The sequence below is a fragment of the Buttiauxella noackiae ATCC 51607 genome, assembly GCF_001654865.1.
Lineage (GTDB): Bacteria > Pseudomonadota > Gammaproteobacteria > Enterobacterales > Enterobacteriaceae > Buttiauxella > Buttiauxella noackiae.
Map to the genome: position 1 here is coordinate 183651 of NZ_LXEO01000014.1, position 15480 is coordinate 199130.

The 15480-nt window shown below is 50.7% G+C and carries 7 protein-coding genes and 1 pseudogene; 4 read left to right on the top strand and 4 right to left on the bottom strand.

All coding sequences use genetic code 11. The annotated features are described in order from the left end of the window. The first annotated feature begins 107 nt into the window (after positions 1-107). Both hrpA and M979_RS06090 read left to right on the top strand, forming a co-directional pair. Complete coding sequence (hrpA, locus tag M979_RS06085; RefSeq protein ID WP_064554150.1) at positions 108-4007, top strand: ATP-dependent RNA helicase HrpA; 3900 nt, start codon at positions 108-110, stop codon at positions 4005-4007. 506 nt (positions 4008-4513) lie between these two features. Then, complete coding sequence (locus M979_RS06090; protein WP_064554118.1) at positions 4514-5278, top strand: SDR family oxidoreductase; 765 nt, start codon at positions 4514-4516, stop codon at positions 5276-5278. Here M979_RS06090 and M979_RS23720 read toward each other — a convergent pair. Continuing rightward, positions 5275-5385, bottom strand: a pseudogene (locus M979_RS23720) (methyltransferase); the annotation flags it as partial. The gene M979_RS06090 and the pseudogene M979_RS23720 overlap by 4 nt on opposite strands. 28 nt (positions 5386-5413) lie before the next feature. Then, the gene (gene pepT, locus M979_RS06095) at positions 5414-6643 is read right to left on the bottom strand and encodes a peptidase T (protein ID WP_064554119.1); all 1230 of its coding nucleotides are present in this window, start codon (positions 6641-6643) and stop codon (positions 5414-5416) included. Between the two features lie 114 nt (positions 6644-6757). Here pepT and M979_RS06100 point away from each other — a divergent pair, with 114 nt between their 5' ends. Further along, positions 6758-8362 carry an ABC transporter substrate-binding protein gene (locus M979_RS06100; RefSeq protein WP_167350267.1) on the top strand — a complete coding sequence of 535 codons (1605 nt, stop codon included), beginning with the start codon at positions 6758-6760 and terminating at the stop codon, positions 8360-8362. A 153-nt stretch (positions 8363-8515) separates the two neighbouring features. On the opposite strand, the gene M979_RS06105 is transcribed toward M979_RS06100, so the two are convergent. Both M979_RS06105 and M979_RS06110 read right to left on the bottom strand, forming a co-directional pair. Beyond that, positions 8516-10906 (bottom strand): glucose/quinate/shikimate family membrane-bound PQQ-dependent dehydrogenase, encoded by a 2391-nt coding sequence (locus M979_RS06105; protein WP_064554120.1) that lies wholly within the window; start codon positions 10904-10906, stop codon positions 8516-8518. 307 nt (positions 10907-11213) lie between these two features. Then, on the bottom strand, positions 11214-13511 hold the full coding sequence (locus tag M979_RS06110; protein ID WP_064554121.1) for an FdhF/YdeP family oxidoreductase: 2298 nt from the start codon (positions 13509-13511) through the stop codon (positions 11214-11216). Between the two features lie 247 nt (positions 13512-13758). Here M979_RS06110 and M979_RS06115 point away from each other — a divergent pair, with 247 nt between their 5' ends. Beyond that, the gene (locus tag M979_RS06115; protein WP_064554122.1) at positions 13759-15450 is read left to right on the top strand and encodes a methyl-accepting chemotaxis protein; all 1692 of its coding nucleotides are present in this window, start codon (positions 13759-13761) and stop codon (positions 15448-15450) included. Positions 15451-15480: the final 30 nt, after the last annotated feature.

Sequence of the window (15480 nt, forward strand, 5' to 3'; positions counted from 1 at the left end):
CAATGTTCGATTTTATTGAACAAGGCGTCGAAAGGTGTGATGTGCTAATCTAGCGCCAATTCATGAAACAGACTTACCAGGCAGTGCGCTGCCATGACGACTACGCAATGGAAAACATAAAACCCTCACTGTCTTCATTATTCTCTCGCCTTGATGGCTTAATGCTACGCGACAGGCAACGCTTCTCGCGCCGTTTACATGGTGCGAAGAAGGTGAAAAATCCTGAATCGCAAAAGGCGGTACTTGATTCACTGGCGCAAGAGATTGACTCTGCCGCCGGTAAGGTCCTGCTGCGTGAAGCTTCACGTCCAAAAATCACCTACCCAGAAAATCTGCCTGTCAGCCAGAAAAAACAGGACATTTTCGATGCCATTCGTGACCATCAGGTGGTTATCGTGGCGGGGGAAACTGGCTCAGGTAAGACCACGCAGCTACCAAAAATCTGCATGGAACTTGGGCGTGGTGTTAAAGGCTTGATAGGCCATACGCAACCTCGTCGACTGGCGGCGCGAACCGTTGCCAACCGTATTGCCGAAGAGCTGCAAACAGAGCCGGGCGGCTGTGTTGGTTATAAGGTGCGTTTTACTGACCATGTCAGTGAAAACACAATGGTTAAACTGATGACCGACGGCATTTTGCTGGCGGAAATTCAGCAAGACCGCCTGCTGATGCAGTACGACACCATCATCATCGATGAAGCGCACGAACGTAGTCTGAACATCGATTTCCTGCTGGGCTATTTGCGTGAGTTATTGCCGCGTCGCCCGGATCTGAAAATCATCATCACGTCTGCAACCATCGACCCGCAACGCTTCTCGCGCCACTTCAACAATGCACCGATTATCGAAGTTTCTGGCCGTACTTACCCGGTGGAAGTGCGCTATCGCCCGATAGTTGAAGACGCAGATGATACCGATCGCGACCAGCTACAGGCGATTTTCGATGCGGTAGATGAACTCGGCCATGAAAGTGCCGGGGACATTCTGATTTTCATGAGCGGCGAGCGTGAAATTCGCGACACCGCTGATGCGCTAAATAAGTTGAATCTGCCGCACACCGAAGTGCTGCCGCTGTATGCGCGCTTATCCAATAGCGAGCAAAACCGCGTCTTCCAGTCGCATGTTGGGCGGCGCATTGTGCTGGCAACAAACGTGGCTGAGACATCGCTCACCGTGCCGGGCATTAAATACGTCATTGATCCTGGTACGGCGCGTATCAGCCGCTATAGCTACCGCACCAAAGTCCAGCGTTTGCCGATTGAGCCGGTTTCTCAGGCTTCAGCAAACCAGCGTAAAGGTCGTTGTGGCCGTGTTTCCGACGGGATCTGTATTCGCCTCTACTCTGAGGATGATTTCCTGTCACGCCCGGAATTTACCGACCCGGAAATTCTGCGCACCAACCTGGCGTCCGTTATCTTGCAGATGACTTCGCTTGGGCTTGGCGATATCGCCGCGTTTCCGTTTGTGGAAGCACCGGATAAACGCAATATTCAGGATGGCGTGCGCCTGCTTGAAGAGCTCGGTGCGATTACCAGCGAAGCCGATCTAAGCGTTTATAAACTCACACCGCTGGGCCGCCAGCTATCACAACTGCCGGTCGACCCGCGGCTTGCGCGTATGGTGCTCGAAGCGCAGAAATTTGGCTGTGTGCGCGAGGTGATGATCATCACCGCCGGTTTGTCGATTCAGGACCCGCGCGAGCGACCGATGGACAAACAGCAGGCATCTGATGAGAAACATCGTCGTTTCCACGACAAAGAATCTGATTTCCTGGCCTACGTGAATCTGTGGAACTACCTCGGCGAGCAGCAAAAAGAGCTGTCCTCGAACCAGTTCCGCCGTCAGTGCAAACTCGATTATCTCAACTACCTGCGTGTACGCGAATGGCAAGACATCTACACCCAATTGCGCCAGGTGGTGAAAGAACTCGGCTTGCCGATTAACAGCGAACCGGCTGATTTCCGCTCCGTTCACTGCGCATTACTGACTGGCCTGCTTTCCCATATCGGCCAGAAAGATGCCGATAAACAGGAATACACCGGCGCGCGCAACGCACGTTTCTCTATCTTCCCAGGCTCTGGTTTATTTAAAAAGCCGCCAAAGTGGACGATGGTTGCCGAACTGGTAGAAACCAGCCGCCTGTGGGGGCGCATTGCTGCCCGTATCGACCCTGAATGGGTAGAGCCGTTGGCGCAACATTTGCTGAAACGCTCGTACAGCGAACCGCACTGGGAGAAATCGCAGGGCGCGGTCATGGCGACAGAAAAAGTTACGCTCTACGGTTTGCCGATTGTTGCCGCCCGTAGCGTCAACTACAGCCAGATTGACCCGGCTCTATGCCGTGAGCTGTTTATCCGTCACGCGCTGGTGGAAGGTGACTGGCAGACGCGCCATGCGTTCTTCCGCGACAACCTCAAACTGCGCAATGAAATTGAAGAACTTGAGCACAAATCTCGCCGCCGCGACATTCTGGTGGACGACGACACGCTGTTTGAGTTTTACGACCAGCGTATTGCCCACGATGTAATTTCTGCGCGCCACTTTGATAACTGGTGGAAACAGACCTGCAAAGAGACACCGGATCTGCTCAATTTCGAAAAGAGCATGCTGATCAAAGAGGGCGCGGAGCAAGTCAGCAAGCTCGACTACCCGAACTTCTGGCATCAGGGCAATCTCAAGCTTCGCCTGACGTATCAATTTGAACCGGGCGCAGACGCCGATGGCGTAACGGTGCACATCCCGCTACCGCTGTTAAACCAGGTGGAAGAGGCCGGTTTTGAATGGCAGATTCCGGGCGTGCGCCGTGAGCTGGTGATTGCACTGATTAAGTCACTGCCAAAACCGGTGCGTCGTAACTTTGTGCCTGCGCCAAACTACGCAGAAGCATTCTTGGGCCGCGCCACGCCGCTGGAACTGCCGCTGCTGGAAAGTTTAGAGCGTGAATTCCGCCGCATGTCGGGCATCACCATCGACCGCGAAGACTGGCATTGGGATCAGGTGCCCGATCACCTGAAAATGACTTTCCGCGTGGTGGATGAGCACAACAAAAAACTCAAAGAGGGGAAAAACCTCACTGAGTTGAAAGGTGGCTTGAAAGAGAAAGTCCAGCAAACGCTCTCGGCTGTAGCCGATGACGGTATTGAACAAAGTGGTTTGCATATCTGGAGCTTTGGCTCGCTTCCGGAAAGCTACGAGCAGAAACGCGGTAACTATCGTATGAAGGCCTTCCCGGCGCTGGTGGATGAAAAAGAGAGCGTGGCGATCAAGCTGTTTGATAACCCGCTTGAACAGCAACAGGCAATGTGGCGTGGTTTGCGCCGCTTATTGCTGCTGAACATTCCATCGCCGATTAAATACCTGCATGAAAAGCTGCCGAACAAAGCCAAACTTGGCCTGTACTTTAACCCGTACGGCAAAGTCATGGATTTGATTGATGACTGCATTTCTTGCGGCGTTGATAAGCTCATTGCGCAGGCCGGTGGGCCAGTCTGGAGCGAAGAGGGCTTTGCCGCGCTGCATGAAAAAGTTCGTGCAGAACTCAATGAAACCGTGGTGGAAATTGCGAAGCAGGTCGAACAAATCCTCACGGCGGTGTTCAACATCAACAAACGCCTGAAAGGGCGCGTGGATATGACGATGGCGCTCGGTTTGTCGGATGTGAAAGCACAGATGAGCGGGCTGGTTTATCGCGGTTTTGTCACTGGAAACGGCTACAAACGCCTGGGCGATACGCTGCGTTACCTGAATGCTATTGAGAAACGCCTCGAAAAAATGGCGGTCGACCCGCATCGTGATCGTGTGCAAATGCTGAAAGTTGAGCATGTGCAACAAACCTGGCAGCAGTGGCTGAACAAATTGCCTCCTGCACGCCGCGTTGACGACGATGTGCAGGAGATCCGCTGGATGATTGAGGAGTTGCGTGTGAGTTTCTTCGCTCAGCAATTAGGCACGCCATATCCGATTTCTGATAAGCGTATTTTGCAGGCGATGGAAGCAATTACGGGGTAGTTTTAGTTTATTCAGAGCAGTCTTTACTTCGCACTTTTGGCCTGAGCAATGGATTGTTTATGCCAGTTCGGAGAAGGTTCCGTTCACTAAACGATAAGCGATTTATGTTGTGACTGAACTGGTGAACGTCGCAGGGGGGCCGCCGTCGCCCCCCTGCGAACCCCGACTCCCGGCACACAAATCGCCGCAAGCGGTAAACCTCCATTTTGTCTCCGTGTCAGGGTCGGTTGTGACGCGTTCCCGACGCTCACAACCTCCAGCCGCTTCCCTGCGGCTGGACCCATCCACCAGGCGCCAAAATGTCAGCGATTTAAGCCGGACTAAAACCACTCGCTATCATATCCAGCTCATTAAACTCACTCTTCGTTGTACTGTCAGCAAAGCAAAGATACGTTAGTTCAAATTACTGAGGCGAATGCGTCTATATCATCAACAATGCAATAATTCCCTTCCGATACCATACTTCTTGAGCGGTCAAATTATGACCGCTTCACCGGGGTTCTCATATGAAACGATTAGCCGATAAAGTTGCCATTGTTACCGGAGCCAGCTCAGGCATCGGGTATGTCACCGCCAAACTGTTCGCCGCCGAAGGCGCAAAAGTGGTGGTTGGTGCCAGGCGTGAAACCGAACTTGCTCAACTGGTTGATGAAATCAAAGCTGCCGGAGGCGACGCTGTCGCTGTAACGGGTGATGTACGCGAAGAAGAGTACGCCAAAGCGTTGGTAGCTAAAGCGGTGGAAACGTGGGGGCGGCTTGATATCGCCTTTAACAATGCCGGAACGTTAGGTGAAAACGGCCCAAGTACCGAAGTCTCAGCAGAAGGGTTTGCTAATGCGGTGGCCATCAATTTGACCGGATCTTTCCTCGGAGCTAAACACCAGATTGCCGAAATGCTCAAACATGGCGGTGGTTCGGTTATCTTCACTTCAACTTTCGTAGGATACAGTTTCGCGTTTCCACAGGTTGCCTCTTACGCAGCCAGTAAAGCAGGGCTGATTGGACTGACGCAGGCGTTAGCATCGGAGTTTGGCCCGCAAAATATTCGCGTCAATTCCGTATTGCCGGGTGCGGTGGACACCGATATGTATCGCGATATGAATAACACTGCCGAATCACAGGCATTTATTACCGGGCTTCATGCGCTAAAACGCGTTGCTCAACCGGAAGAAATCGCCCGAGCGGTGCTTTGGCTTGCTTCAGATGAATCATCATTTGTGACGGGCACCGCTTCACTGGTGGATGGCGGTGCGTCAATCAACGGGGTTTAGTCTTTTACACGCGCAATCGAAAAACCATCCCAGCCTTTGCTGCCCACGGTTTGTAAGGCCGTGGCAGTCAGGCGTGGGTTGCTACCTGTCAACTCGATAAACGAACGGGTTAGCCCGTTTTTGAGGTGATATTTATTATTTAGCGGCTAATAAGCACAGTTTTAATGCCACGTTATAAGAGGCTTCAAATGCGCGTAGCGGTAAAAACTCGAATTTAGAATGGAAATTATGCGCACCAGTAAAGAAGTTCGGCGTTAATAAGCCTTTTGCCGAAAGTGCTGCGCCGTCTGTACCGCCACGCATTGGAATGATCTTCGGTTCAATATTTAACTCTTTCATCGCGTCAAAAATTAAATCAATGGCCCGACGATCGTCTTTGATGGCATTACTGATATTGCTGTAGGTATCGCTGATTGAAATTTCCACTTTTGCTGTCGGATGCTGTGCGGCTATTTTCGCTGCAATATCACGAAGTTGTTGTTTACGTTGTTCAAACATTTGCGTATCAAAATCGCGAATATTGGCTTTCAATATCGCTTCATTTTGCGTGGTGTGCATGCCGTTAAACCAAATATAACCTTCACGGCCTTCGGTATTTTCTGGTGTCTGATTTCTGTCGAAATGGCTGATGAAATCATGTGCCATTAACAGCGGGTTCACTAAGACACCTTTTGCAGACATCGGGTGCGCGGTCACGCCAGTAAAACGAATTTCGGCGTGCGCGGCATTAAAGTTTTCATATACCACTTCACCTAATTCGCAACAGTCGATAGTCCAGGCAAAATCAACGTCAAAACGGGCGAGATCCAACGCTTTTGCGCCACACAGGCCAATTTCTTCGTCAGGTACAAAAGCCACGACAATATCGCCGTGCTTCATCTCAGGTGTCAGGTTTTCAAGCAGCGCCATCACCACAGTTACTGCGGCTTTATTATCCGCGCCGAGTACGCTGGTGCCATCGCTAAAAATAATCTCTTCATTCGGGTAAGCGAGAATTTCCGGGTGTTCAGTGGTGCGTAACCAGATATCTTTTTCTTGGTTAAGGCATAAATCCTCACCGGTAAAACGGAGCAATTGCGGATGAATATCCGGTGACAACCCGACATCTACCGTATCAATGTGTGTAATAAACCCAACGCGTGGCGCACCTGCAACATTTCCCTTTTTAACCGCCGTGACGGTGGCATGCTCATCGATGACTACATTATCCAGGCCTAATTCCCGTAGCTCAGTTGCCAGCAATTGTGCCATTTCATGTTGGCCTGGCGTGCTTGGTAGGGTGTTGGTACCCGCCTGACTTTGGCTGGTGATCGCCAGATAACGGAAGAAACGTTGCGTTAATTGTTCTGAGAGTTGTGATGCCATGACTTCCTCTTTACTGGATATATTCATTTGTTTGAAATCGACTTTTAATGTTATTTATTAAGTCGCTTTGTACAAGCACTATCCTGGGTGAAAATTATAAATAATAGGGCAGGCATGAAAACTTCCATCACAACAAAAACCACAAAACTTGCATTGATAATAGCCGCGCTGACAGTCAGTTCTACTGTTGCAGCTAAAACATTAGTTTATTGCTCCGAGGGCTCGCCGGAAAACTTTAACCCGCAGTTATATACATCGGGAACCAGTGTTGATGCGAGCGCTGTACCGGTTTATAACCGACTGGTAGATTTTAAAGTAGGCACCACCGAGCTTTCGCCAAGCCTCGCTGAAAGTTGGGATATCAGTGATGATGGTAAAGTTTATACCTTCCATTTGCGCAAAGGGGTGAAGTTCCAGAGCAACAAATACTTCAAACCGAGCCGTGATTTTAACGCTGACGATGTCATTTTCTCGTTTATGCGTCAGAAAGATCCAAAGCATCCTTATCACAATGTTTCTAACGGAAACTATTCCAATTTTGAAAGTCTCGAGTTTGGCAAATTAATTACCTCGATTGATAAAGTTGACGATAATACCGTTCGCTTTACGCTGACTCACCCGGAAGCACCATTTATTGCCGACCTTGGCTGGTATTTTGCCTCGATACTTTCCGCTGAATATGCTGATTCGATGCTAAAAGCAGGTACGCCAGAACGTGTGGATATGGACCCTATCGGCACCGGGCCTTTCCGTCTTGCGCAGTACCAAAAAGATTCACGCATTCTGTTCACCGCATTCCCTGAGTACTGGCAGGGCAAGGCAAAAATCGACAAGCTGGTATTTTCCATAACTCCGGACGCCTCAGTGCGTTTAGCTAAGCTTGAGAAAAATGAGTGCCAGGTGATGCCATTCCCAAATCCGGCCGATTTGCCGCGCATGAAGGAAAATGCCGACATTAACCTGATGCAAAAAGCGGGTCTGAATACCGGCTTCCTCGCATTCAATACCCAAAAAGCACCAACGGATAATGTGAAAGTGCGCCAGGCGCTGGCAATGGCGATCAACAAGCCTGCGATTATTGACGCGGTATTCCGTGGCACCGGTACGGCTGCGAAAAATCTTCTGCCCCCAGGCGTATGGAGTGCTGATGATTCGCTCAAAGATTACGAATACGACCCGGAAAAAGCCAAAGCGTTACTCAAAGAGGCGGGTTTTGCTAATGGCCTGACTATCGATCTGTGGGCAATGCCGGTACAGCGTCCTTATAACCCTAACGCTAAACGTATGGCAGAGATGATTCAGGCCGACTGGGCGAAAATTGGCGTAACGGCAAAAGTGGTGACCTTTGAGTGGGGCGAGTATTTAAAACGTGTGAAAAGTGGTGAGCACCAGGCGGCGTTGATGGGGTGGACCACGGCCACAGGGGACCCGGACAATTTCTTTGGCCCACTGTTTACCTGTCGCTCAGCGGATGGCGGCTCTAACTCGGCAAAATGGTGTTATCAGCCGTTTGATAAGTTGATTCTTGAAGCGCGTACTTCAAGCGATCATGAAAAGCGCGTGGCACTGTATAAAGAAGCGCAGCAGATGATGCATGACCAAATGCCTGCGGTGATGATTGCTCACTCAACGATTTTCGAACCGGTGCGCAAAGAAGTGACCGGCTATGAAGTCGATCCGTTTGGTAAACACATTTTCTATCAGGTGGATGTGAAGTAACTGAAAACGGGGGCGATAAGCCCCCGCTTCAGATTGCTGACAGGTGTTGTAGGGTGGATAAGCGAAAGCGTCATCCACCATTTTCACCAGTGTTGTCGGATGGCGGTACGCTTATCCGACCTACGTAGGTCTTTGTTATAATATCTTTTTTGCTTATTTTTCGTCCGGCAACGCGTAAGCAATGATGTAATCACCACGGTCAGGAGACTGACGTGCGCCGCCTGCGTTAATCACGATGTACTGTTTACCGGTTTTTGGTGACACATAGGTCATCGGCCCTGATTGGCTACCAACCGGCAGACGTGATTTCCAGATTTCCTTGCCGTTTGCTGTATCAAACGCGCGCAGATAGAAATCCTGTGTACCCGCGAAGAACAACAGGCCAGACTGAGTCGACAGTGATGCACCCAGCGTAGGCATACCAATTGGAATCGGTAAATGCATACGAATCCCGAGCGGCCCGGTGTCCTGAACGGTGCCTACCGGAACCTGCCAGACGACTTTCCCGGATTTCAGGTCAATGGCCGACATGGTACCAAACGGTGGTTTCTGGCACGGAATGCCCAGCGGTGAAAGGAAACGCTCGCGCATCGCGCCATATGGCGTACCGTCCATTGGGACAATCCCCATCTCGATACCGCTGGCGTTCTTCGCCACATTGGCGCGAGGCACCATGTAGTTTGCAAGCCCCAGACGCATATCGTTGACGAACATCAGGCTGTTATTCGGGTCAACAGAAACGCTGCCCCAGTTCATCCCGCCTAGCGAGCCTGGATATTGCAAAGAGCGATCAAGGCCCGGTGGTGTGTAAACCCCTTCGTGGCGCATCCCTTTAAACTCGATGCGGCAAATCAACAGGTCGATTGGGGTTGCGCCCCACATGTCCGATTCTTTAAGGGTTTCGTTGCCAATCATGGGCATCCCGACAGAATACGGCTGGGTTTTCGAATAACGTTCACCTTCAACATTACCCTGCGGCACAGGACGCTCTTCTACCTTAGCTACCGGCTCGCCAGTCTCGCGGTTGAGCATGAAAATCATGCCCTGTTTAGAGGTCTGAACAATCACAGGCGTAGTGCTGCCTTTACCATCGGGTAAATCATAAAGCAGCGGCTGTGAGGGTAAGTCGAAGTCCCACAAATCGTGGTGGGTGGTCTGGAAATGCCAGCGTACTTTGCCCGTTGTAGCTTCAACTGCAACAATAGATGAGCTGTATTTATCGTCCTGTGCAGTACGCGTGCCGCCAAAGAAATCAGGGGTGGCGTTACCGGTTGGCAGGTAAATCAGACCCAGTTTTGCATCATAAGACATGGCCGACCAGACGTTTGGTGTGCCGCGCGTATAAGTCTGGCCTTCCGGCGGTAATCCTGTGATAGCCGGATTACCCGGATCCCATGCCCATGCCAGTTTACCGGTGTGAACATCATAAGCGCGTACCACACCCGGAGGCTCACCGGTGGAGAAGTTATCTGCTACGCGGCCACCCACGACCACCACGTTACCTGCGACAAGAGGCGTAGAGGTTTGTTGGTAATAGCCCGGTTTAACTTCACCCATGCCCGCTTTCAGGTCGACCGTACCGTGGTCACCAAAGTCATCGCACAGCTTGCCGTTATCTGCATTGATGGCAATTAAGCGCGCATCGGTAGTGGGCAGGAACAGGCGACGAGGGCATGCAGCGGGTTGCGCCGGTTCGGCAAGAGTAGCGGCAGCCTGTTGAGTTGTTTCTTCGAAATAGCCTAAACCACGGCAGCGCTGCCAGTTTGGTGCTGTGGCTTTGCTGTCATAGCGCCATTTTTCTTTACCGGAGTCGACATCCAACGCCAGTACTTTGCTGTACGGTGTGCAGACAAAAAGTGTGTCGCCAACCTGCAATGGTGTGTTCTGGTCTTCAGCACCCGAGCCGTTGCTTTGCGGGATATCACCCGTATGCGCCGTCCAGGCTACTTGTAAATCGGAGACATTACCCTTGTTGATTTGATCAAGGGCGGCAAAACGGTCACCGTGGGTGGTATTGCCCCAGTGCTTCCAGTCTTTTTGTACTTCATCAGGAGTAACGGGTTTTACCGGTACATCTTCATTGGCGGCAACCTGAACCTGCGGAACAAACATCCAGCCTGCGCTTACCAACATGCAAATGGCGAGCAGGGCGGCGATGCCATATGCCGGCCCTTTTTTTACCGGAACCGTACTTTTGGTTGCACGTAAAATGGGCCACGCAATGGCAGCAAGGAAGGCGAGCACTGCAAAGGTAAACAGGCGCGAGAACAGCGGCCAGAAGTCCCAACCTGCATCGCTAATCGCCCAAAATATTGAGCAGATGAATGCCTGACCATAAAGCACCAGCCCGGCAGTTTTCTTTTTCATAATCAAAATGGCAGAAATGAACATCACAATGCCCATCAGCAAGAAATACCAGCTGCCGCCCAGGGCAACTAAATAAGCCCCGCCAATACCGATCGCCAGGCCAATAAGTGCCATTAGCGCGCCAAGAACCCACAGCAGCCCAAGTGCCAGGCCGCGCGGGGGAGTATAATTTGCCATAACATTCTCCTGTAGAAGCCTGTTCCTTCAGCTTCATATGCAACAACGTCTCCTTGTTGCAGGAGATCGTCTGATTTGTACCTTTTGGTATAAACATAAACGCACGTGGTGGCCGTATTTAGCGTTATCTCAAGAGGGAATTACGCATAACGAACCAAATGGTTAATGTTGGGGTATCATAATCTTCCGTTATGGTATTGCAAAGTTGTTAATGAGAAATCTCGCATTTATTGCGAATTGGTAGCGTAATGGGTTGGCTGGTCGGGTAGCGTAGGCTACCCGACAAATATTGAGAGGAAAGAGGGGCTTAAGCTATGCGCAGGCTTTCAACGGGAGCAGCACGGCTGATTTTTACCGGTACTGATTTCGACGTTGGTGTTCCGGTGCCGTCGCCGACACTGGTCAGAGGAACCAATGGGTTCGTTTCAGGATAATAGGCGGCAAGATTGCCGCGCGGAATGTTGTAAGGCACGATTTTAAAACCACTGACTTTGCGCGTGATGCCATCGTTCCATATGGTTTCGATATCGACCAGGTCACCCTCGTGCAACTTAAGTGCTGCAAGATCTTCTGGGTTAATAAATAACACTTCACGTTGCCCATAAACACCACGGTAACGGTCGTCTAACCCGTAAATTGTGGTGTTGTACTGATCGTGCGAGCGTAAAGTTTGCAGAGCAAACGGGGCTTTCAAATCACCAAATAGTGATTCTGGAAGAGGGGCCGCACTGAATTCTGCTTTCCCCGTTGGGGTATTAAAACGCAATTCCGCAGCCGCGTTACCAAGGTAGAAACCCCCAGGTTTTTCGCACTGCTGGTTAAAATCTTTAAAGCCTGGGAGGGTGGCCGCAATATGATCGCGAATCAGATTGTAATCCCCTGACAATGCCAGCCAATCGAGCTTTTCTTTCCCCAGAACCGTGTTAGCAATCCCACAAACAATTGCGGTTTCTGAACGTTGCGTATTCGCGATTGGTTTCCCGATACCTTCAGATGCGTGCACCATGCTGAATGAGTCTTCAACGGTAATGAACTGCCGCCCGCTGTCTTGCATATCTTCTTCAGTACGACCAAGCGTTGGCAAAATCAGTGACTCTTTGCCGGGCACAACATGGCTACGGTTAAGTTTGGTGCTGATATGCACCGTCAAGCCGCAACGTTGCAGCGCTTCCTCAGTGCGAGGGCTGTCTGGTGCTGCTGCCGCAAGGTTGCCACCAAGTGTAATCAGGACTTTGACTTCATCGCGTAGCATTGCCGCGATAGCTTCAACAGTGTTATGGCCATGTGTGCGTGGCGGTTCAAATCCAAAATGTGTTGCAAGGCTATCGAGTAATGCTGCTGAAGGTTTCTCATCAATGCCCATCGTCCGGTTGCCCTGTACGTTACTGTGACCACGTACCGGGCAAAGGCCCGCGCCAGGCTTTCCGAGATGACCGCCCAGAAGTTGCAGGTTAACGATTTCACGTACGGTGTTCAGGGAGTGTTTATGCTGGGTAACGCCCATCGCCCAGGTGCAAATCACACGTTCGGCCTGCTGCCAGACAGTCGCGGCATCGCGTAATTGCTGCTCGCTCAATCCAGATTGATGGGTAATCTGCTCCCATGAGGTGTTGTCTATTTCAGCGAACCACGCGTCAACGCCATGAGTGTGCTCAGCAATAAAGGTTTCATCGAAAATACCCGTATCGCCGTTCTCAAGTTTCTGACGATGGGTTTCCAGCAGCGCTTTTGCCATACCGCGAATCGCGGCCATATCACCGCCCAGATTTGGTTGGTAATAGTCGCTACTGATTTTACCGGCCAGTGGTGTCACCACTTCTAACGGTTTCTGCGGATCGGCAAAACGCTCAAGACCGCGTTCACGCAGGGTATTGAAGGTCACAATTTGTGCGCCATTTTCAGCTGCGTGACGCAAACTATGCAACATGCGCGGGTGGTTAGTACCCGGGTTTTGGCCAAACACAAAAATGGCGTTGGCCTTATCGAAATCATCTAAATGAATGGTGCCTTTACCGACGCCAATGCTGCGTTTAAGTCCGCTACCGCTGGCTTCGTGGCACATGTTTGAGCAGTCCGGGAAGTTGTTGGTTCCCACCATGCGGCCGAATAGCTGGTACAGATAAGACGCTTCGTTGCTGGTGCGCCCCGAGGTGTACAGTTCCATCTGATTGGGGTTATCGAGTGCCTTAATATGCCGACCGATAAGCGCCAGTGCATCATCCCAACTTATCGCTTCGTAGTGGTCAGTCTGGGGGTTATAACGCAACGGTTCAGTAAGTCGCCCTTGATATTCAAGGAAATAGTCGCTTTGTTGATACAGATTACTGACACTGTGTTTAGCAAAAAACGCATTATCGATAAAGCGGCGAGTGGCTTCCCATGTCACCGCTTTCGCGCCGTTTTCACAGAAGCTAAAGGTACTTTTATTGTCATCGCCCCATGCACAACCTGGGCAGTCAAACCCTTTGGCTTTATTCATGCGCATCAAATTGCGCAGGTTTTTTATGGCGTGTTTGCTGTCGATAACAAAGCGGGTAGTTGCTTCAAGAGAGCCCCAGCCACCGGCTGCTGCGCGATAGGGCTTGATTGCAGATTTAAATTTCATAACGCTTAATTGTTGTCCTTTGAGCGACCGCACGCGTTTACGCCATTAACTGTTACAATCAGTTTACTCCGGTTTAACTTAAATGTAAGCCTTACTGGTTACATGGTTAAACTGTGATCTGTATATCTATTCGCCGATGATTTGTTAACCCCACCACAAAACGACAACTTTTTATTCAATTTTTTGTTTCTCATGGCCGATGACTCTTTTACAGAAACACCTTTTTACAAAAAGAGAAACCAAGGACATGGCAACTACAAAAATCACCCCACAAGGGGCTGTTCGTTTCTGGCACAACATCCGATTAGTGCCGCTGTTTACCTCGATTCTGGGTGGGATTTTAGTTCTGTTCGCCTTATGCGTTGGGCTTGCGAGCTATTTTTTGATTCAAAGCGACAGAGCGCTGCAAGACGTGACCAACGAAATTCAGGTGCGTATTGGGCTTTCGGAAAGCTCGACTAATTTGCGTAGCGCACGACTAAATATCATTCATGCGGGGGCTGCCGGGCGTGTGGCCGACATGGATGATATGAAATTTAATATCGCTGAGGCGGAAAAGCTGATTAAACAAGCGCAGGCCAGTTTTGATATTTATATGGCGCGTACAGATAAAGTTGAGGCCGGTGAGGCGCTGGATAGCCAACTGCGCACACGCTTTGATGACTACCTTAATAAAGGTATGGCACCGATGATGAAATATGCCAAAAACGGCATGTTTGAGGCCATCATCAATCATGAAAACGAAGAAGCCCGTAAGCTGGATGCCGACTACAACATGGTGTTAGAGCAAGCGGCGAAGATCCGTACCGAGCGTGCAGTTGCGCTTCATGAGCAAGCCCAAGCCCGGTCACATCTGAGTGTAATGGTGATGGCTTGCGCATTCGCAATCGCATTGCTTCTGACGATATTTACCTTTGTCGTATTACGCCGCGTGGTCATTCAACCTCTGCAACAGGCAGCAACGCGTATCGAACATATCTCTCAGGGCGATTTAACCCAGGCATTGCAATCGTTCGGCAACAGTGAAATCGGCAAACTTAATCAGAATTTGCAAGATATGCAGGTTTCATTGGTGAATACGGTGGGTGAAGTGCGTATGGGGGCCGAGGCGATTTATCAGGGCACCAGTGAAATCTCTGCCGGTAACACCGACTTGTCGGCGCGTACTGAACAGCAAGTGGCGGCACTTGAAGAAACGGCAGCCAGTATGGAGCAGTTAACGGCCACGGTGAAACAGAATGCAGATAACGCTCACCACGCGACCAGACTTGCCGAAGAAGCCTCCCATAAAGCCGGTGACGGTGGGCGCATTGTTTCAGGTGTAGTGAAAACTATGAACAATATCTCGACCAGTTCGAAGAAAATTTCCGAGATAACCGCAGTCATCAACAGTATTGCGTTCCAGACCAATATTCTGGCACTCAATGCGGCGGTTGAAGCGGCGCGAGCCGGTGAACAAGGGCGCGGCTTTGCTGTGGTGGCAACTGAAGTACGCACCCTGGCACAGCGCAGCGCCCAAGCCGCTAAAGAAATTGAGGGGCTTATCAGCGAATCGGTATCGCTCATTGATAGTGGCTCAAACCAGGTCGCCCAGGCCGGCGAAACCATGACGGATATTGTCGGTGCGGTGCGACGTGTCACCGATATCATGCAGGAAATTGCGGCGGCGTCGGATGAACAAAGCCGTGGTATCGAGCAAGTCGGGATCGCGATAAACGAGATGGATAATGTGACACAGCAGAATGCAGCATTGGTTGAAGAAGCAACGGCTGCGGCAAATTCTCTTGAGGAACAGGCTGCGCGCCTGACCGCCGCTGTAGGAACATTTCGTTTAAGCCATCAATCCGATAGGGTAAAAACAGAGCCTGAAAAGCCAAAAAACCTCTCTAAGACGACTAAAACCGTTATAGATGAAGACGATAACTGGGCAACATTTTAGTTAATGCGAATCGGTGGATGTCGCTTGCGC

What these genes read in the sequence shown, in the direction of transcription:
- hrpA (WP_064554150.1), top strand. Translation starts at nt 108, where the DNA reads ATGGAAAACATAAAACCCTCACTGTCTTCATTATTCTCTCGCCTTGAT.
- M979_RS06090 (WP_064554118.1), top strand. Translation starts at nt 4,514, where the DNA reads ATGAAACGATTAGCCGATAAAGTTGCCATTGTTACCGGAGCCAGCTCA.
- pepT (WP_064554119.1), bottom strand. Translation starts at nt 6,643, where the DNA reads ATGGCATCACAACTCTCAGAACAATTAACGCAACGTTTCTTCCGTTAT.
- M979_RS06100 (WP_167350267.1), top strand. Translation starts at nt 6,758, where the DNA reads ATGAAAACTTCCATCACAACAAAAACCACAAAACTTGCATTGATAATA.
- M979_RS06105 (WP_064554120.1), bottom strand. Translation starts at nt 10,906, where the DNA reads ATGGCAAATTATACTCCCCCGCGCGGCCTGGCACTTGGGCTGCTGTGG.
- M979_RS06110 (WP_064554121.1), bottom strand. Translation starts at nt 13,511, where the DNA reads ATGAAATTTAAATCTGCAATCAAGCCCTATCGCGCAGCAGCCGGTGGC.
- M979_RS06115 (WP_064554122.1), top strand. Translation starts at nt 13,759, where the DNA reads ATGGCAACTACAAAAATCACCCCACAAGGGGCTGTTCGTTTCTGGCAC.